The organism is Luteibacter sp. W1I16 (genome assembly GCF_050434905.1).
Classification (GTDB): domain Bacteria; phylum Pseudomonadota; class Gammaproteobacteria; order Xanthomonadales; family Rhodanobacteraceae; genus Luteibacter.
Genome location: NZ_JBNDJJ010000001.1, coordinates 3,184,323 through 3,203,783, shown reverse-complemented (window position 1 = coordinate 3,203,783; position 19,461 = coordinate 3,184,323). Strand labels below are relative to the sequence as shown.

At 66.0% G+C, this 19,461-nt stretch carries 13 protein-coding genes; 3 read left to right on the top strand and 10 right to left on the bottom strand.

The features are described 5' to 3' along the window. Nucleotides 1–7: 7 nt before the first annotated feature. From QFZ41_RS14050 to recQ, 7 genes are all read right to left on the bottom strand, one after another. Nucleotides 8–1,444 (bottom strand): glycoside hydrolase family 125 protein, encoded by a 1,437-nt coding sequence (locus QFZ41_RS14050; protein WP_429199336.1) that lies wholly within the window; start codon nucleotides 1,442–1,444, stop codon nucleotides 8–10. Next, the gene (locus tag QFZ41_RS14045) at nucleotides 1,441–4,095 is read right to left on the bottom strand and encodes a beta-mannosidase (protein WP_429199335.1); all 2,655 of its coding nucleotides are present in this window, start codon (nucleotides 4,093–4,095) and stop codon (nucleotides 1,441–1,443) included. Before QFZ41_RS14045 ends, QFZ41_RS14050 begins: the two co-directional genes overlap by 4 nt. Further along, the gene (locus QFZ41_RS14040; RefSeq protein WP_429200247.1) at nucleotides 4,095–6,677 is read right to left on the bottom strand and encodes a TonB-dependent receptor; all 2,583 of its coding nucleotides are present in this window, start codon (nucleotides 6,675–6,677) and stop codon (nucleotides 4,095–4,097) included. The genes QFZ41_RS14045 and QFZ41_RS14040 overlap by 1 nt, the downstream gene beginning before the upstream one ends. 740 nt (nucleotides 6,678–7,417) lie before the next feature. Continuing rightward, nucleotides 7,418–9,238, bottom strand: a complete 1,821-nt coding sequence (zwf, locus tag QFZ41_RS14035) for a glucose-6-phosphate dehydrogenase (RefSeq protein WP_429199334.1) — start codon at nucleotides 9,236–9,238, stop codon at nucleotides 7,418–7,420. Beyond that, nucleotides 9,235–11,061 carry a glycoside hydrolase family 15 protein gene (locus tag QFZ41_RS14030; RefSeq protein WP_429199333.1) on the bottom strand — a complete coding sequence of 609 codons (1,827 nt, stop codon included), beginning with the start codon at nucleotides 11,059–11,061 and terminating at the stop codon, nucleotides 9,235–9,237. The genes zwf and QFZ41_RS14030 overlap by 4 nt, the downstream gene beginning before the upstream one ends. A 113-nt stretch (nucleotides 11,062–11,174) precedes the next feature. Next, nucleotides 11,175–12,830: a YbaL family putative K(+) efflux transporter gene (gene ybaL, locus QFZ41_RS14025; RefSeq protein WP_429199332.1), complete on the bottom strand. Its 1,656-nt coding sequence runs from the start codon at nucleotides 12,828–12,830 to the stop codon at nucleotides 11,175–11,177. 239 nt (nucleotides 12,831–13,069) lie between these two features. Continuing rightward, nucleotides 13,070–14,884: a DNA helicase RecQ gene (gene recQ, locus QFZ41_RS14020; protein ID WP_429199331.1), complete on the bottom strand. Its 1,815-nt coding sequence runs from the start codon at nucleotides 14,882–14,884 to the stop codon at nucleotides 13,070–13,072. A gap of 181 nt (nucleotides 14,885–15,065) precedes the next feature. On the opposite strand from recQ, the gene QFZ41_RS14015 reads away from it, so the two are divergent. Next, nucleotides 15,066–15,356: a hypothetical protein gene (locus QFZ41_RS14015; RefSeq protein WP_429199330.1), complete on the top strand. Its 291-nt coding sequence runs from the start codon at nucleotides 15,066–15,068 to the stop codon at nucleotides 15,354–15,356. 13 nt (nucleotides 15,357–15,369) lie between these two features. Here QFZ41_RS14015 and QFZ41_RS14010 read toward each other — a convergent pair whose 3' ends face one another. Beyond that, nucleotides 15,370–15,729, bottom strand: a complete 360-nt coding sequence (locus QFZ41_RS14010) for an MGMT family protein (protein WP_429199329.1) — start codon at nucleotides 15,727–15,729, stop codon at nucleotides 15,370–15,372. A 74-nt stretch (nucleotides 15,730–15,803) separates the two neighbouring features. Here QFZ41_RS14010 and QFZ41_RS14005 point away from each other — a divergent pair, with 74 nt between their 5' ends. Further along, on the top strand, nucleotides 15,804–16,208 hold the full coding sequence (locus tag QFZ41_RS14005) for a hypothetical protein (protein WP_429200245.1): 405 nt from the start codon (nucleotides 15,804–15,806) through the stop codon (nucleotides 16,206–16,208). A gap of 3 nt (nucleotides 16,209–16,211) precedes the next feature. Here the strand turns inward: QFZ41_RS14005 and QFZ41_RS14000 are convergent, their stop codons facing one another. Beyond that, on the bottom strand, nucleotides 16,212–17,336 hold the full coding sequence (locus QFZ41_RS14000; RefSeq protein ID WP_429199328.1) for an inorganic phosphate transporter: 1,125 nt from the start codon (nucleotides 17,334–17,336) through the stop codon (nucleotides 16,212–16,214). A 13-nt stretch (nucleotides 17,337–17,349) separates the two neighbouring features. Next, nucleotides 17,350–17,979 carry a DUF47 domain-containing protein gene (locus tag QFZ41_RS13995; protein WP_306849739.1) on the bottom strand — a complete coding sequence of 210 codons (630 nt, stop codon included), beginning with the start codon at nucleotides 17,977–17,979 and terminating at the stop codon, nucleotides 17,350–17,352. 128 nt (nucleotides 17,980–18,107) lie between these two features. On the opposite strand from QFZ41_RS13995, the gene QFZ41_RS13990 reads away from it, so the two are divergent. Further along, nucleotides 18,108–19,427, top strand: coding sequence for a hemolysin family protein (locus tag QFZ41_RS13990; RefSeq protein ID WP_429199327.1), 1,320 nt, complete (start codon nucleotides 18,108–18,110; stop codon nucleotides 19,425–19,427). The last annotated feature ends 34 nt before the right edge of the window (nucleotides 19,428–19,461 follow it).

Sequence of the window (19,461 nt, the reverse complement as noted above, 5' to 3'; positions counted from 1 at the left end):
CGTCGCGTCAGACGCGACGCAGGGAATCGGGTTGCTTGTCGGCGAGATGGACCACCAGCTCGCCGAACAAGGTATTGGCCCAGGCGAACCACGAGCGGGTGAATTGCTTCGGGTCGTCCTGGTCGAACGCTTCGTGCATGAAGCCGGTACCGGCATGGGTCGTCTTCAGCCAGTGCAGGCACTGGCGGATCTCGGCCGTATCGTCGGTGGTGAAGGCTTTCATCATGATCGACATCGGCCAGATCATGCGCAGGCCCTCGTGCGGGCCGCCGACGCCCTCGCCGGCCGTGCCCTTGAAGAAGTACGGATTCGCCGTGCTCCATACCTGCGCGCGCGTACGCTCGTAGCGTGCGTCGCGGCCCGTGCATTCGAGGTACGGCAGCGCGAGCAGGCTCGGCACGTTGGCGTCGTCCATGAACAGCTGGTTGCCATAGCCGTCCACTTCGTAGGCCCAGTAATCGCCGTGCTCGCCCTGGATCGTGCCGTACTTCTCCACCGCGCCGGCGATCTCATCGGCCAGCGCCTGGCATTCGCCTGCGAAGGCCTGGTCGCCGAAGAAGGTGCCGTGCATCTGCGCGAGGCGGCGCAAGGTCACCACGGCGAAGAGGTTGCCGGGGATATTGAACGGATACAGCGTGGCATCGTCCGAGGGGCGGAACATCGCATGGATCATGCCGACCGGACGCGTCGGCTGGCCGTAGCCGTGGAGGAACTGGCTTTCGGTCGGATTGGGCGACGGCCGCTGGAAATGGTAAGGGCCGGTGCCGTCCTTTCGCTGCTGTTCGCGGAAGGTGGTGACGATCAGCCGCGTCGCCGCCCGCCAGGATTCGTCGAACGGCTCGCGATCGCCCGTGGCCTGCCAGTAACCGTGCGCGAGACGCACGGGGTAGCACAGCGAGTCGATCTCCCATTTCCTTTCGGCCACGCCCGGACGCATGTCGGTCTGGTCGGCCTGCGCCCATTCCAGTTTGCTCTTGCCCTTGGGGTCGGGCAGGAAAGCGTTCGCATAGGGGTCGATGGAGATGCAGCGCGACTGGCGGCGGATCAGTCCGCGGAACAGCTTGCGCAGGGCCTCGTCCTTCGCCACCAGCGGCAGGTACGGCCAGACCTGGGCCGAGGAATCGCGCAACCACATCGCATCGATGTCGCCGGTGACGACGAAGGTGTCCTCGTAGCCGTCGAGGCGGCCGACTTCCACCGTGGTATCGAGCGTGTTCGGGAAGCAGTTCTCGAACAGCCAGGCCAGTTCGGGATCGGCGATCTTCTTCTTCGTGGTGGCGATCAGCCGTTCCACCGCCTCGCTGGTGAACTTGCGCTTGCCCACGGGCGGACGCTTGCTCGGGAAGCGCGGGGCGGCGAAGGCCACCGTGCCTACTCCGCCGACCGCCGCCGCGCCAGGCACGAGCGACAGCCACTTGATCAGGTTGCGACGGCTTGGGTTCACGGCTTGGTCTCCTTCAGGGCATCCACGAGCGAACGTATCGTAACCACGCGGCGAAGCGCATCGATGTCGACCTTGCCGTCGACGGCGATCTCGACGCTCTCGCCCGGCAAGAGATCGAAAGCGTTGTTCGACAGGCGCACGTCGAGGTCGCCCGTATCGATCCACACCGCACGGGCGAGGCGCTTCGCGCTCACGCTTAGCAGCGGCCCCTGGGCGCCGGCTCGAACCGCGATCTCGAGTCCGGGCTGCGCCGGCAGGGCCAGCGTGCGTGCGGCGCCGAAGTAAAGCAGGTGATGCGCGGCGACCTTGCCTTGCTCCAGGAGATCGAACGACACCACGGTATGCCGCGGATCGGCCCCCTTGAGCAGCGTGGCGTCGTCGAGGCTGGCGACCGGCGTGCTGGACAACGCGACGGCCTTCACGGGTTTGTTCTCTTCGCGCAGCAGCTTGCCGCCCATGTCGTAGACACGGGTGCGTAGCGTGGCGTCGAACGCCTCGGTGCGGTCGGACACCGCGAAGACATCCGTCTTGCCGTCCCTACGCAGCGGAACGACATCCACCGGCGCATAGAAGCGCTTGGCGCGGAACTGCAAGGCCTTCCAGCGGTTGAAGTAGTCGACGCTGGCCCACGACGCGCCGGGCCACACGTCGTTGAGCTGCCAGTACAACGTGCCCATGTTGCGTGGACGCGCGCTGCGCAGGTGCTCGGCGGCCAGCTCGATGCCTTCCGCCTGCATCACCTGGCTCAGGTAGACGAAGGAGGGAAAATCCTTCGGTTCACCGTATTCCTGGCGGATGTACAGCAGCAGGCGCTGGTTGCCGTCACCGTTCGCGAACTTCTGGTGCGCCCGCATCACCTTCGATTCCGGCTGCATGTCGTCCGCCTGGGCGAAGGCCTTGATCGTGGCCATCACGGGGAACGATTGCAGGCCGTACTCGGATTGGAAGCGCGGCGTGATATCGAGGTAGTGGGAGATCGGCTCGGAACCGGACCAGACCTTCCAGTAGTGGACGTCGCCATCGTTCTCGACGTTGGCGGGGCCTTCGAAATCGGTGCTCGGCGAGCTGGCCCAGTAGGGCGTGCCCGGCGACAGTTCGTTCACCACCTTGCGCAAGGTGCCGCCGAAGAGCTCGCGCATGCCGTCGTCGATCCGCTTGACCTCGTCGGCGTTGACGAACTTGCGGAAGTCCTGGCGATCCGGCCAGTCGTCCCAGCCGGTCTGCACTTCGTTGTTGCCCGCCCACAGCACGATCGACGGATGGTCGCGCAGGCGTGTAACCTGCTCCACGGCCTCGATGCGCGTGTTCTCGCGGAAGGCGTCGTCGTACGGCGTGATCGCGCCGCCGAACATGAAGTCCTGCCAGATCATCAGGCCAAGCCGGTCCGCCATCGCATAGAAGGCATCGTCCTGGTATGTGCCACCGCCCCACATGCGCAACATGTTCATGTTGGCGTCGTGCGCGGACTGCAGGATCGCCTGCATGCGTTCGGGCGTGACGCGCGAGGGGAAACTGTCGAACGGAATGAGGTTGGCACCCTTGGCGAAGACCGGCACGCCGTTGACCACGAAGGCGAAGCCCCTGCCCCACTGGTCCTTCTCGCGGCGCAGTTCCACGCTGCGCAGGCCGGTTTCCCGCTCCGCCTCGGCGACTGTCGCGCCATCGACGGCGACCGCGGCATGGAAACGGTAGAGGTTCGGTTCGCCGTAACCCACCGGCCACCAGCGCTGCGGATGGTCGATGGCCACCGGAACGGCGACGTGGTTCTCGCCGGCTTTCAGCGCGACGTCCCGCGTTTGTTCACCATGGCGGCCATCGGGCGCGGTCCACTCGACCTTCACCGTGGCACGGCCGGGCTTGTCCGCGCGGACATCGAGCTGGGCCTGCAGGTCGGCCTTGCTTTCGTCGACCTTCGCCTGCGCGATATGCAGGTCGGCCACCCGCCAGCCGTCCCAGCTTTCCAGCCGGACCGGACGCCAGATACCCATGGTGACGTAGCGCGGACCCCAGTCCCAGCCGTACTGGTAGTTCGCCTTGCGAACGTAGTTGGAGGTTTGCTTGCCCTTGGGTTCGTCACCGAACGCCGAGTCGAATTCGCCCGGCAACGAGTATGGCTGTTTCATCAGCCAGGGCTGAAGCCGTGCGATGGGGGATTGGAAATGCACCTGCAGCGTATTGGTGCCGGCGTGCAGGCTGCCCTTCACCGGCAGGCGCCAGGTGCGGAACATGTTGTCCGCCGCGAGCAGTTTCTTACCGTTGAGGCTGACCTCGGCGAACGTGTCGAGGCCATCGAAAACGAGATCGACGTGGTCGCGCTTCAGCGCGGCCGCGTCGAGTTGGAATGTCAGCTGGTAGTCCCAGTCGGCGAGGCCGATCCATTGCAGGCCGGCCTCGTTGTCGCGCCAGAACGGATCGCCGATCCGCCCTTGCGCCAGCAGGTCCGTCTGGACGGCACCCGGCACGACGGCCGGCTGCCAGTCCCTGAAACGTTCGCATGATCCATTGCAGGACATGGTTCGCGCGTGCTGGTCCTCCACCCCGGGTGCGAGGCGGAACCGCCAGCCGGCGGAGAGGTCTTTCTCCACCGGCGTGGCCGCGCCGGCGGTGCCGGCGATGAGCCAGGCCGCCAGCGCCAGCGACGCGCGGCGCATCACAGCTTGAAGCCCAGCGTCATCATGTACGTACGGCCGTTCTTGTAGGCGTTGAGCGGCTGGCTCGGCGTGTTGTTGTAGACGAAGTACGTCTCGTCCAGCAGGTTGGTGGCGTCGAGCGACACGCGGATGTGTTCGTTCACCTGGTAACCCACCGAGGCATCGAGTTCACGGAAGATGCCCGTGATCTGCTGCGACTGCAACTGAGCGATCGAGGTGAAGTACGACGAACGCCAGCTATAGGTCACGCGGGCGCTCCACGGGCCCTGCTCGTAGAACGGCGACAGGTTGAACGAGTTCTTCGAGTTGTACGGTAACGGGAAGTCGTTGCTGGTGTCCGCGTCGGAGTAGGTGTAGTTGGCGAGGAGCCCGAAGCCGTAGCGGAAATTCTGCTGGTAGCTGAGCGACGCGCCCTTCACCTTGGCCACGCCGGCGTTGATCGGCACCTGCATCTGGTACACGTCGTCACGCAGGTTGGTCAGGTTGTAGTGCGTCTCGGCGACATTGGTGTTGAGGATGTAGCCGGAGATGCGGCGGAAGAACAGTTCCGCGGCGAGCACGCTGTTCTCCGAGAAGTACCACTCGGCCGACGCGCCGTAATTGGTCGACTTGTACGGGCCCAGGTCGGTGTTGCCACGCGAGCCGGTCAGCGTGCGGTCGTCCAGCGCGACGTACGGCGTCATCTGCTGGTAGCGCGGGCGGGCGATGGTCTTGGCCGCGGCGAAGCGGAGGGTCAGGTTGTCGGCCGCGTCGTAGGCGATATTGAACGAGGGCAGCCAGTCGTGGTACGTGCTGCGCTTGTTCACGGCGCCGTAGACATCCGGACCGATGGCGTTGTACCCGTTCACGGTATCGCGGGTGCGGAAGTAGCGCACGCCGAGGTTGCCGCGATAGTCGTCACCGGCGAAGTCGCCCTGGATGTAGAACGCGCGGTTCTGCTCGGCGACGCTGTAGGTGGCCTTCGGGTCGAGCGACACCGTGCCGTTCTTCAGGCTCTGCACGTAGGCTTTCATCAGGCCCGGATCGATCGTGGTCCAGTTACCCATGTTGCCGGCCGAGCTCAGGCCGTCGAGATAACCGCTGGGCGTGCCGCCGTTGGCGAAGTCGGCCAACGAGACACCGCTGCCGTCCTGGCTGGGCAGGCGCGCCGCGTAGGCGTCCTGGCCGTCCAGATGGTTGGTCGCCTTGATGCCGACCTCGATCTGGTTCAGCGGACCCCAGCTGACGTCGTGGGCGAAGTCGGCCTGGAAGTAGCGCTCGCGGTCGTAGCTCGGCGCGTAGCTGTAGCCAGCGCCATGCGCGAGCATCGCCGAAGCATCGTCCGGGCTGTTGTAGTTGATCTGCGGATGCTGGCCCTTGAGGTTCCAGTCGAAGCCGCCGAAGCCCTGGAACTGCATGTTCCAGATGCCGTCCGAACCACCCGTGGAACCCGTGTAGCCGATCTGGCTCGACGCGGTCCAGCCATCGCCGAACCAGTCCGCGCGCAGCTGGGCGACGCCGGTGTTCACGGTCGAATCGCGCTCGTAGCCGTCGAGGTAGGTGGACGTGTTGGCGTTGTAGCTGCCGCTGGTGGCGACGCCGTTGTTGAAGCCCAGCGCGGTGGCGTTGGCGGCCGAACCCGACCATTCGCCGTAATGGCTCTGGTTGAAGTTGTTGAACTTCTCGGTGACGTACAGGCCGGTGAAGTTCAGTTCGAACGCGTCGTTCGGCTTCCATTGCAGGCCGGTCGACACGCCGTCGCGCGTGCGGCGCTGCTGGAACCACGCGGTATTGATCGCGGTGGGATAGACGCCCTTGGCGTCGGCCGGGACCACGGCCGGGTTGAACTGGTGGTCCGGATTGGTATCGGTGGGATCGTTCACGCGCTGGTAGCCGAAGATCTCGGTGCCCTGGCGATCGATGATCCGGTCGGAATGCATCAGCGAGCCGATCACGCCGAAGGTGCTGTCCTTGTTCTTCCAGCTGTACAGCACGGAAGCGTTCGGCTTGCCCTTGTCGGCGCGGTCGTTATAGCCATAGCTGACGCTGCCGGTCAGCGTGTTCGCCGGCAGGTCGAGCGGGCGGCGCGTGTTGACGATGACGGTGCCGCCGATGCTGCCTTCGTCGATGTTCGCCTGCGGGGTCTTGTAGACCTGGGCGTTACCGATGATTTCCGAGGCGAGCAGGCTGTAGTTGAACGAACGGCTGTCCGGGTTGTTCGGGTCCGAGGTCCAGTTGGTCGAGGCCACGGTCTGGCCATTGAGCATCAGGCGGTTCAGCGCCGGATCGGTACCGAGGATGCTGACCTTGTCACCTTCGCCGAAGTTACGGTCGACGCTGAGGCCCGGCAGGTGGGAAAGCGACTCGGCCACGTTGGTGTCGGGGAACTTGCCCACGTCTTCGGCGGAGATCGCGTCGACGATCGAATCGGCGTTCCGCTTCAGGTCGAGCGACTTCTGCAAGCTGGCGCGGATGCCGGTGACCGTGATGCCGTTGAGGTTGGCGGCATCCTGGACGTTCGCCTCCGAACCCGGCGCGGCGGCCGGCTCGTTCTTCTTCGCCGTCGTGGCGGCGGGGGCGGGGGTGGCCGCATCCTGCGCCATGGCGCTGCCGGTGGCGAACAGGCCAGCCATGATGGCCATGGATAGCGCGCTGATTCGGTGGTTCACATCGATCTCCTGGAAATGATCACAGGCAAGGGGACGACGCTCGCGCATCCGCCCCCTTCCCTGCGTGGTGTCTTCTTCGGAACGAACGGCACCGCGCAGGCTGACACCCGCGTTCGCTACCGTTCGTTCCCTTGGATTTTGTTTTTGCCCTGCGCCCTACCGCGATCGCCGTACATGGCCGGCATGGCCGCTTGCGTCGTCGTCGCTATTGCAGTGGTGTGACTGAGCGGATTTTTAGGGGCCGCTGACAACGTTGTCAACCGATTTTTAACTCGATCTAAAGACCCACTGTTTGACGTAAGTCACGGTTTTTAATCGGAATATGTAATTAGGAAAAATAGTGCAGTGCGGAAATTCGCACGCGCGATTTGGATCGATCCATGACGGCGCCGTGCAAGTGACGGTTAGCCGTAAACCGTTTTGCCACCGTGGATTTTTCCCCTATGGATGCAAACGCCAAGCGCGGTGCCGTGCGAACCAGTGGCTTTGCTGCAACGCAGCGCGAAAATCGAAGGTTCAGCCATTGATTTCCCGTCCTTGGAAGGGACGGTCGTGGGATGGTGGGAGCCGACCTTGTCGGCGATCCCGTGGCAACGGGCCAGGTCTCGGCAAGCACCCATCGCCGACAGGGTCGGCTCCCACCTCACGCTCCCACCTCACGCGGGTACTTCGCGCTATTTCTTGCGCGCGCTTTTACCGCGGGTTGTGGGGGCACGCTTGGCCGGTGCGCGCTTGGCCGCCGTTTTCCTGGCCGCCGTTTTCCTGGCCGCCGCCTTCTTGGCTACCGATTTCGTCGCCGTCGCCTTGCGTGCCGGTGCGGCCTTCTTCACCGCGGTGCTGCGCAAGACCTTCTTCGCGGCGGCGCGTTGCGATGCCTTGCGGCGCTCCGGTGATTTCTGCGCGGGCGAAGGCGCGTCGACCTTGGGCTTCGCCGTGCGCCTGGCGTTGAGCTCGTTCGCCGAGTTAAGCGGACGCCACGACCGTCCACCCAGGGCCAGCAAGGTATCGGCCGAGGCGGGGCCGGCGCTGCCGGACGCGTAGTTGGGGAAATCGGCGGGCGTGCGCTGGGCCCAGTCGTCGAGGATGGGCTGCACCGCGCGCCAGCACGCCTCGACCATGTCCGCCCGCTGGAACAGCGTGGCGTCGCCGGTCATGCAGTCGTACAGCAGGGTCTCGTAGCCCACGTTGGGTTCGGCTCGGAACCAGTCGGCGTACTTGAAATCCATGCGCACGGGTGCGAGCTCGACGCGAGGGCCCGGACGCTTCACGTCGAACTGCAACGAGATGCCTTCGTCGGGCTGGATCTGCAACACCAGCCAGTCCGGACCGAACGCGTCCATGCCCGTACCGCGAAACGGAGCGAACGGCGCCGACTTGAAGCGGATCGCGATCTCCGTGGTGCGCCGGCCCATGTGCTTGCCGGTGCGCAGATAGAACGGCACACCCGACCAGCGCCAGGTGTCGATCGACAGCTTCATCGCGACGAAGGTTTCGGTGACGGAATCCGGCGCCACGTTCGGTTCGTCGCGGTACGAGATGGCCAGTTCGCCATTCACCGCGCCAGGGCCGTACTGGCCGCGCACGGCGTCCTCGGGCTGGATCGGACGGATCGCCTCGATGGTCTCGGCCTTGCGCGTGCGCACGGCCTCCGCGTCGAACGAGGTCGGGGGCTCCATGGCGACCATCGCCAGTAACTGGAACAGGTGGTTCGGCACCATGTCGCGCAGCGCGCCGGTCTGTTCGTAGAACGAACCGCGGCGTTCGACGCCGACCGTCTCGGCCACGGTGATCTGCACATGGTCGATGCGGTCGCGGTTCCAGATGGGTTCGAACAAACCATTGGCGAAGCGGAAGGCCATGATGTTCTGCACCGTTTCCTTGCCCAGGAAATGATCGATGCGGTAGATCTGGTCTTCGCGCAGCACCTTGAGGATGCGCTCGTTGAGCGCATGCGCGGAAGCCAGGTCGTGGCCGAACGGCTTCTCGACGATCACCCTGCGCCAGCACTGGCCGTCCGGGCCGCCATCGTCGACGAGACCGGCTTCGTGCAGCTTCTCGATCACGTCACCGAAGAAACGCTCCGGCGTGGCGAGGTAGAACAACACGTTGCCCTTGGTGCCGCGGCGTCGCTCCGCATCCTTGAGCTTGATCGCGAGGCTCTGGAACGCGGTGAGGTCGTCGAAGTCGCCGGCGTGGTAGGTCATCTGGCCACTCAGCCAGCCCCACGCATCGGCGTCGAGCTTGCCGCCGCTGTTGCCGACGAAGCGCTCGAGCGCGGTGGTCAGGCCCTTCTTCCAGGCGTTGTCGGTCATCTTGCCGTGATTGAAGCCGATCACGGAGAAGTTGTCGGACAACAAGCCGGTGCGGCGCATGTTGTAGAGGGCGGGTACGACGAGGCGGCTGGTGAGGTCACCGGCGGCGCCGAAAATAACGACGGTACACGGGTCGGCCGGGTGAGCGCGTGAGGCGACGCGCTTCGGTTGGGCTTGGCTCATGCACGGACTCCTTGGGGATCGAGGGCTTCGGGGGTGGCGTGGACATCCGCCGTCGCGCTGTAACGATGCGCAAGGCTGAAAGCGGCATTAACCAACGCGACGTGTGAAAAGGCTTGTGGGAAATTACCCAGCAGTCGTTTCGACCGTGGATCGTACTCCTCCGCGAGCAGGCCGAGGTCGTTCGCGAGACCGATAAGACGCTTGAACAGTTCGCGCGCTTCGTCGAAACGGCCGAGCAGGACGTAATTCTCCACCAGCCAGAAGCTGCACGGCAGGAATTCACCTTCGCCCGGTGGCAGGCCGTCCACGCCGCTGCGCGTGTCGTAGCGGCGCACGAAGCCTTCGACCAGGAGATCCTCCTCGATCGCGCGCACGGTGGCGGTGATGCGCGGATCGTCAGGCGGAAGGAAATCGGTGAGGGTCACCAGCAGCAGGCTCGCATCCAGTTCGGTCGACCCGTACGACTGCGTGAAGCAACCGCGCTCCGGATCGACGCCCTTGGCCAGGATGTCGGCCTTGATCTCGTCCGCGATCGCACGCCAGCGCCGGGTGAAGGCGGGATCGCGGCCGTGCCGGTCCTGTTCGGCCGCGCGTTGGAATGCCAGCCAGGCCATCACTTTCGAATGCACGAAGTGGCGTGGTTCGCCGCGGATTTCCCAGATCCCCTCGTCGGGCTGGCGCCAGATGCCCGCGAGATGCTCCAGGAACACCGACTGCACGTCGTCTGCCTCGGGTTGCAAGGTGACGCCGTGGCGGATGGCATGGGCGAACGCGCCGACCAGTTCGCCAAAGATATCCAGCTGGAACTGTGCCGAGGCGGCGTTGCCGATACGCACCGGCTTCGCGCCTTCGTAGCCGGCGAGCCAGGGCACTTCGTATTCCTCGAGGCGGCGCTCGCCGGCGACACCATAGAGCACCTGCAACTGGTCGGGCGATCCGGCGACGGCGCGACGCACCCAGTCGCGCCAGGCGCTGGCCTCGTCGTGATAACCGGCGTTGACCAGGGCAGAGAGCACGAAGGTCGCATCGCGGGCCCAGCAATAGCGGTAGTCCCAGTTGCGCTCGCCACCGAGTTGTTCCGGCAGCGAGGTGGTGGGGGCCGCGACGATGCCGCCAGTCGGCAGGTAGCTCAGGCCTTTCAGTACCACCAGGGAGCGGCGCACGATGTCGCTCCATTCGCCGCTGTCGTTGCAGCGGTTCGACCAGTCTTCCCAGAACGCGAGCGAGTCGCGCAGTTCGGCGTATGGATCGAGCGGCGCGGGTGGCGGCAGGTGCGAAGGCCCCCAGGCCATCATGAAAGGAACCGCATCGCCCTTGCCCACGACGAAACGGGCGACGCTGTGCATGCCCTCGCCCTCGACGGCGACCGGGCTGCGCACCACCAGCATGTCCGGACCGGCGACCGCGGTGAACGTGGTGTCGTCCACGCGGCTCACCCACGGCACGGCGTTGCCGTAGTCGAAGCGGATCGTGAGCACCGCTTCGAAATCCACGCGTCCTTCGATGCCCTCGACGATGCGCGTCACACCCACCTGGTCGCCGGCGAACGGCATGAAGTCGATGACGCGCGCCCTGCCCGTGGCCGTGCGCCATTCCGTTTCGAGGATAAGGCTGCCATCGATATAGCGGCGCGTGCAGACGGCATCGGGATCGGCCGGCGCGACCCGCCACCGGCCGTTGCCTTCATCGCCGATCAGGGCGGCGAAACACGAGGCCGAATCGAAGCGAGGGAGACACAACCAGTCGATCGAACCGTTCCGTGCCACCAGGGCGGCGCTTCGGCAATTGCCGAGCATCGCGTAGTCCTCGATCAGGGATGCCATGCCGTCCTCGTCGTCGCCGTCGCCAATCCCTCGACGATAACCAGGGAGCCGTTAGGCCGGCGTGTCCGGGCTTGTCGATACGTGTCCACGTTTGGCCAGGCCGGGCACGGCGATCAGTGCGCCGGCGTGTCCCGTCGTGGCTGCGCCGCCTCGAACATGCTGTGCGCAAGTTCCTGCTCCCCATAGATCACGTCGCTGGCACCCAGGCCATCGAGATGGGTGACGCATTCGGCCGAATGCGCCCGTGCCACGATGGGAAGATCCGGGCGCAGGGCGCGCGCCGCGCGAACGATCTGTCCGCCTTCGAACGGGTCGGGCACGGCGACGATCAGGGCGCGGGCACCCGCGAGGTTTGCCTCGGCCAACACGGGGGCGGCCGCCGCGTTGCCGATCACGATCTCGGCGGTGTCCTGGCGGCGCAGTTCACGAACCGCATCCTCGTCGGTTTCGATCACGAGCGTGCGCGCCCCCGCGGCATGCAGCTCCGCGAACACGCGGCGGCCGACACGGCCAAAGCCGACCAGCACCGTATGCCCCGCGATGGCGTCGGGATGGTCTTCCGGCGCATCCGAATCGTGCCGCGCGATCCACCGGTCGAGCACCACGAAGAGCAACGGATTGACCAGGATGGACACGATGGCCGCGGCCAGCAGCACGTCGCGCGCCTCCTCGCTCAACAGGCCCAGCGAGACGCCGAGACCGGCGAGGATGAAGGAGAACTCGCCGATTTGCGCGAGGCTGGTGGCGATGGTGAGCGCCGTCTTCGCGGGCCGGCCGAAGGCGCGCACGATGGCGAAGGCGGCCACCGACTTGCCCACGATGATGATGAGGCAGGCCGCCAGCACGATCCACGGATGCTCGAGCAGGATGCCGGGGTTGAACAGCATGCCGATCGAGACGAAGAACAGCACGGCGAAGGCGTCGCGCAGCGGCAGGGTTTCCTCGGCGGCGCGCTGCGACAGTTTCGATTCGCCCATCATCATGCCGGCGAAGAAGGCGCCGAGTTCGAACGAGACGTCGAACAGATGAGCGGCCCCGAAGGCGATGCCCAGGGCGATGGCCAGCACCGCGAGACGGAACAGCTCGCGGGAACCGCTGGCCGAGACCGCCTGAAGCGTCCACGGGATCACGCGCTTGCCGACGATGAGCATCAGCGCGATGAAGACGATCACCTTGCCGATGGTCCAGGCCACCGTCTCCAGCAGGGCGCCCATGTCCGTCGTCGCCCCGCCTTCCTCCGTACCGAGGAAACCGCCGATCGCCGGCAACAGCACCAGTGCCAAGACCATCGCCAGGTCCTCGACGATGAGCCAGCCCACCGCGATGCGGCCGCGATCGCTGTCGAGCAGGCGGCGTTCCTCCATCGCGCGCAGCAGGACCACGGTGCTGGCCACCGAGAGGGCGAGGCCGAACACGAAGCCCTGCGCGAGCGGCCAGTCGAGGAACCAGCCCAACAGCATGCCGAGACCGGTGGCGACACCCATTTGCACCGCCGCGCCGGGCACGGAGATGGCCTTGACCGAGAGGAGGTCTTTCAGGGAGAAGTGCAGGCCCACGCCGAACATGAGCAGGATGACGCCGAGGTCCGCGAGTTCCTGGGCGATATGCGCATCGGCCACCCATCCCGGTGTGAACGGCCCCGCCACCACGCCGGCGACGAGGTAGCCCGCCAGCACGGGCAACTTCAGTCGGTGGGCGATCGCGCCGAATATGAAGGCGAGAACGAGGCCACCGACGATGGTGGCGATAAGCGGCGTGGCGTCGTGCATGGGCGGCTCCCTGAGTCGTCCGAAAAGCAATGGGGGCAAGCGCGGAGCCACGCAAGCGCCACGTGCTTGAGACTTACCTCAGTGGAACCGCTTATGGTGCGAGCCGATTGTGGTGGGAGCCGACCCTGTCGGCGATCCCGCGGCAGCGGGCCAGGTTACGGCAAGCACCCATCGCCGACAGGGTCGGCTCCCACCATAACCGGCTCCCACCAGGGTCGGCTTCCACCCAAAAGCTGGCGTCAGCCTGCCGCGGTGAGCACCGCGAGGAAGTCCTTGCCGTAGCGTTTCAGCTTGTTCTCGCCTACGCCGCTGATCGAGGCCAGTTCCTCTTCGTTTCCGGGCAACGCGCGGAGCATGGCCAGCAAGGTGGCGTCGTGGAAGATCACGTAGGCCGGAACGCCATGTTGCCGGGCCAGTTCGGCGCGTACGCGACGCAATTCTTCCCATAGAGGCTGTTCGATCGCCTCGATGCCGAGCGAGCCGCCCGGCACGGTGGCCGGTGCCCGCGTGCCGCGCCGTCCCTTCGCCGGCCGCGCATCCTCACGCAGCCAAACCCGGCGTTCGCTTTTCAGCACCGGTCCACTGGTGGACGACAGGCGCAAGGTGCCGAAGCCCTCGGGATCCGCCTCGATCAATCCGGCCGCGAGCAACTGGCGGAACACCGAACGCCATTGCGTGGCATCCATGTCGGCACCGACGCCGAACACGGTGAGCTTGTCGTGGCCGAGTTCACGCACGCGTTCGCCCGCTTCACCGCGCAGGATATCGATGAGGTGTCCCGCGCCGTAGCGCTGCCCGCTGCGGTAGATGCAGGACATGGCTTTCTGCGCCGCCAGCGTGGCATCCCACGTCTTCGGCGGCACCAGGCAGTTGTCGCAGTTGCCGCAGGGGTCGGGATAGGTTTCGGCGAACGCTTCCAGCAACAGCTGGCGGCGGCAGCGCGTCGCTTCCGCGTAGCCGAGCAGTGAATCGAGTTTCAGCCGTTCGATGCGCTTGCGATCGTCGCCGGCTTCCGATTGCGAAATCATCTGGCTCATGGTGACGACGTCGCCCAGGCCGTAGACCATCCAGGCCTCCGCGGGGAGGCCATCGCGGCCCGCGCGTCCGGTTTCCTGGTAGTAACCCTCCATGCTGCGCGGGAGGTCGAGGTGCGCCACGAAGCGCACGTCGGGCTTGTCGATGCCCATGCCGAAGGCGACGGTGGCGACCATCACCACGCCTTCCTCGCGGAGGAAGCGCTGCTGGTGCCGGGTTCGTGTCTCCGTGTCGAGACCGGCGTGGTAGGGCAACGACTCGACGCCGGCCTCCATCAGCCACGCGGCGGTTTCGTCCACCTTGCGCCGGCTCAGGCAATAAACGATGCCGGCCTCGCCGCGGTGCCCGTCGAGGAAATCGAGGAGTTGCCGGCGCGCGTTCTGCCGTGGCGCCACGCGATAGCGAATGTTCGGGCGGTCGAAGCTCGACACGAACCGGCGCGCCTCGTGCAGGCCCAGCCGTTCGACGATTTCCTCGCGGGTACGTTCGTCGGCGGTCGCCGTGAGCGCGATGCGCGGCACCTCGGGGAAGCGCTCGTGCAGGATCGCCAGCCCACGGTACTCGGGCCGGAAATCGTGTCCCCACTGGGAAACGCAATGGGCCTCGTCGATGGCGAACAGCGCGATGGGGATGCGGTCCAGCAACGCGAGGAAGCGCCCCGTGAGCAGGCGCTCGGGCGCCACGTAGAGCATGTCGAGTTCGCCCGCCAGGAGCAGGTCCTCGACCTCGCGCTGGGTGGCGGCGTCGAGGCTTGAATTGAGGTATCGCGCCTTCACACCCGCTTCGGTGAGCGCATCGACCTGGTCTTGCATCAGGGCGATCAGCGGCGAGACGACGATACCCGTCCCATGGCGCATGAGCGCCGGAATCTGGAAGCACAGCGACTTGCCGCCGCCCGTGGGCATGAGCACCAGCGCGTCGCCGCCACCCGCGACCTCTTCGACGATGGCTTGTTGTTGACCACGGAATCCGGGATAGCCGAATACGGAGTGAAGAAGATCGAGAGCCTGGGACTGCATCCTCCCATGCTAACAAACCGGCACGACATACCGGCACGGGCTGACAGCTGAACGGGATGTAGGCCTACACCGATTTGAGACGTAAGGTCGTTTTCTTTCCGCGCGCATCGGCAGGTAATGGAGCCGGGCATGCCGCCCCGCGATTCCATAGCGTTTCAACGTCCTCAAGAGGGGGGATGTCATGAAGAAAGCGCTCGTTCCCGTAAGCTTGCTTGCCAGCGCCTTGCTCGCCGGCGCCTTGCCCACGTTCGCCGATGGCGGCCGCATCGGCTTCCATGGCGCCATCCTCGAACCATCCTGTCCGGCCACGGAGGACAAGCTGGATTGTCCAGCCGGCCGCCAGGGCGGCGCTGTCATCCGTTCGCTCGACGCACGCCTGGCGCAAGGCGATCCCAGGCTGTCGCTGTTCGACTACGCCCAGCGCCGCGACCCGTCACGGTCGTGGCGCCTGATCGAGGTCACCTATCGCTGATCCCACTCACGCGTCATCCCCAGATGGCGCGGTCCAGGTCATGATCCAGGCCGAAGGCGCTCATCGGCACGCGGCCACCCTTCACGATCACACCTTCGGCCTTCAACCGCCGGCACTGTTCCTGGTAGCCACGGGTTCCCGGTGGAATCCCGATCTTGCCGTCGGCACGAAGCACGCGGTGCCAGGGCAGATCGAGGCGGTTGGGCGCATCGCCCAGCACCCGTCCTATGAGCCGCGCGCGGCCGGGATATCCGGCGCGTGCCGCGATGGCGCTGTAGCTGGCCACGCGGCCCCGGGGGATGGCGGCGACCGCCTCGATGATCCGCTGCGCCCGCAGCGCGCGGGCCTCGTCATCGTCGAGCACATCATTCATGGTCGTTTCGTGCATGTCCGGAAGCCGGGTTGAGCGTACCATCGGAAGCCCTCGACGACGGACCCACAGGCGCCATGCGGCATTTCGAAGCGATTCGCTCCCATCTGGGCGGCATTCACAAGCTCCGCCAGAACGAGCCCTACATCATCAGCTTCGACCTGGAGCTGCCCGACGGGCGGCACCAGGGCATCTACCTGGCCGAACTCGAGGATGCCGACGGCCAGCGCTTCCTGCGCCTGTCGACACCGATAGGCCCTCTGGCCGGTGTGGATGCGCGGCGCTGCCTGCGTTTCAATTGGGAGCAGCGCACCGGATACCTGGCCGAAGCCGATCTCGATGGCTCGCCCTACCTGCATCTGTGCGAGAACCGCCCGTACGACTACCTGGACGAGCGCGAACTGGCCAGGCTGATCGAGGAACTGGGCGCCATCGGCGACCAGCTCGAGCAAGTCGTCAACGGCGACGCGGACGCGCTGTAGGCATCAGAACAGCAGGTGGCCCAGCTTGACCAGGCCGTAGCCGAGCCCTGCCGTGATGGGCAGGGTGAGGATCCATGCCCAGACCATGCGCTCGACCACCGACCAGCGAATGGCGTTGAAGCGTTTGGCCGCGCCGACGCCCATGATCGACGCGGACACGTTGTGGGTGGTGGAAACCGGCACGCCGAGCATCGAGGCGGTGAGGATCACGGCCGCGGAACTGCCTTCGGCGGCGAAGCCATTGATGGGATGCAGCTTCACCATCTTGTGCCCCAGCGTCTTGATGATGCGCCAACCGCCACCGGCGGTGCCGCCGGCCATGGTCAGCGCGCAGACCACCTTCACCCAGATGGGGATCGGGAAGCCGCCTGCCGCGGCCGGGTCGTGCGGGATGCGCAGGAAATGCAGGAACGCCGGCAAGTGGTCGAACTGGCCGGCCGCCGTCGCGCCGGCCAGGGCCAGGGCGATGATGCCCATGCTCTTCTGCGCGTCGTTCATGCCGTGGGACAGGCCCATGGCGCTGGCCGAGACGATCTGCGCCTTGCCGAAGAAACTGTTCACGAACGGGGTGCGGCCGAAGCGCCGCAGGGGACCCTTGCGGCTGGAGAAGAATCCCAGCAACGCATAGAGGCCGCCCATGATGGCGAATCCGATCACGAAGCCGAGGAAGGGCGAGACGATCATCGGCACGATGACCTTGGGCACCACGCCCTTGCCCAGCCACCAGTGCGCGCCGTCCTGCCACCAGATGATGGAATGGAAGTTGTCGCCGGCCGCGGCCAACGCCGCGCCGCATAGTCCACCGACCAGCGCGTGGCTGGAACTGGAAGGCAGGCCCAGCCACCAGGTGATCAGGTTCCAGATGGTGGCGCCCAGCAGCGCGCTGATCAGCAGGTGCGAACCGACCTCGACCACGCCGGTGTCGATCAGGCCCGACGCGATCGTCGCCGCCACGGCCGTGCCCCAGAGGGCGCCCGCCAGATTGGTGACGGCGGCCAGCAGGACCGCCTGGCCCGGCGTGAGTACCTTGGTCGCGACCACGGTGGCGATGGAGTTCGCCGTATCGTGGAAGCCGTTGATATAGGTGAACGCGAGGGCGATCAGGACGACCGCGATGACCATGCTCATGGGGCGCCCGCCGTCAGGAGTTCTTGAGCACGATCGAATAGACGACGTTGCCGACGTCCCGGCACTTGTCCACGGCTTTCTCGACCAGCTCGAAGAGGTCCTTGGCGAGGATGGCCCGGAGTGGATCGGAGGCTTCGGCGTAGAGGGTACGGTAGGGGTCGAGCAGCAGGCGGTCGGCCTCGGACTCCAACGCCTGGAGCTGGTCGCGCAGCTTCTTCACCGGGTCGATCTTCAGGCCATGGCGAAGCTGGCCGATCATGGCCACGACGACGTCGGCCGACCGCTCCAGCAGCGCCGCGCGCTGGCTGAAATCGATGCCCTGCAGGCGCTCGGCGACGATCACGTAACGCTCGGCGAACTTCTCGATGGTCTTGGGAATCTTGTACAGCGCCGAGTTCAGGGCCTCGATGTCCTCGCGGTCCAGGGCGGTGACGAAGGTGTTCACCAGTTCCTCACCGATCTGGCCGTGCAAGGCCTTTTCGCGGGCCCGCGCCGTGCTGAAGGCGGCCATCACCGGGGTACGGTCGGTCTGGGTGACCAGCTCGTGCATGGCCCGGGCGCTTTCCCGCGCGGCTTCCGCACTGGCTTCGAGCAGCCCATAGAACTTGTCGCCCTTACCGAAGATCGTCTGGAGTGAAAACATGGCGTCGCCTGGGGAACCTTGAGGAGTTTATGACGCTAATGTTACCGGACTGAGCCTGGCGGTGCCGTGGGCTTCCCGCAGGCGAACGTCCACGACCGGGCACGGCCCATCTGCTATATAAGCCCCCGATGCTCTCCGAACTCCTGCTGGTCCTCGTCCTGTCCCTCGGCAACGGCTTCTTCGCCCTGTCCGAGATGTCCGTCGTCGCCTCGCGCAAGAGCCGGCTCAAGCAGCTGGCCAGGGACAGCCGGCGCGCCCGGGTGGCCTTGCAACTTGCCGAGTCGCCCGAACGCTTCCTCTCCACGGTCCAGGTCGGCATGACCCTGATCATCCTGGTCACGGGTGCCGTGGCCGGAGACAGCCTGGGCGAGAAGTTCGCCGAACTGCTGCACGGCGGCGGGCCGCTCTGGCTGGAACCGTACGTGCGCGTCGTCGGCTGGCTGCTCGGTTTCCTGCTGATGTCGCTGGTCCAGATCGTCATCGGCGAACTCGTGCCCAAGCGCGCGGCCCTCTCCGCCCCCGAGCGCATCGCCTGCCAGATCGCCATGCCGATGCTGGTGATTTCACGCATCACCCTGCCGATGGTCTGGATGCTCAACCACTTGTCCACCGGCATCCTCCGCGTGCTTCGCCTGCACCGGACCAGCGCCAGCGCCGCCACGGAAGAGGAGATCCGCCTGCTCGTGGCGGAGAGCGCCGAGCAAGGCATCCTCGACAGCGACGAGCGCAACATGGTCAACCGCGTGCTGCGCCTGGGCGACCGCACGGTGGACTCGGTGATGACGCCGCGCATGAAGATCGCCTGGCTGGATGTCGCGGCCCCGCGAGAGGACAACCTCGAGGTACTGAGGGAAACGCAGTTCTCGCGTTACCCCGTCTACCGTCGCGACGAAAGTGAAGTGGTCGGCACGGTCGAGGTGAAGTCGCTCATCGGCTCACTCGAACGCGGCCAGGTCGACCTTTTCGCCCGCGTCGCCCGGCCGCTGTTCGTGCCGGCCACCGCGCGCGCCCTCGACCTGCTCGAAGCCTTCCGCGACGCCGACACCCAACTCGCGCTGGCGGTGGACGAATACGGCGACATCGAGGGCCTGGTCACGTTGAACGACCTGCTCACCGCCGTCGTCGGCGCCACCGCCCCCACGGCCGACGACGCCGGGCAGGCGGGGCCCATCGTGCGCCGCGACGACGGCAGCTGGCTGGTCGACGGGGCGCTGCCCGCGGACGATTTGCGCGAGCTGCTCCAGCTGGACCGCCTGCCCAACGAGGAAGATCACGACTTCCGTACGGTGGCCGGCATGCTCACCACGCAATTCGGTCATATCCCGCAGGCAGGCGAATCCTTCACCTGGCAAGGCAACCGCTTCGAGGTGGTCGACATGGACGGGGCCCGCATCGACAAAGTGCTGGTCAGCACGGTGGGCGCCGAAGAGCCCGTTGCAGGCGAATGACGAAGGCGCGGTAACGTAAAGCGGCGGTTCAAGC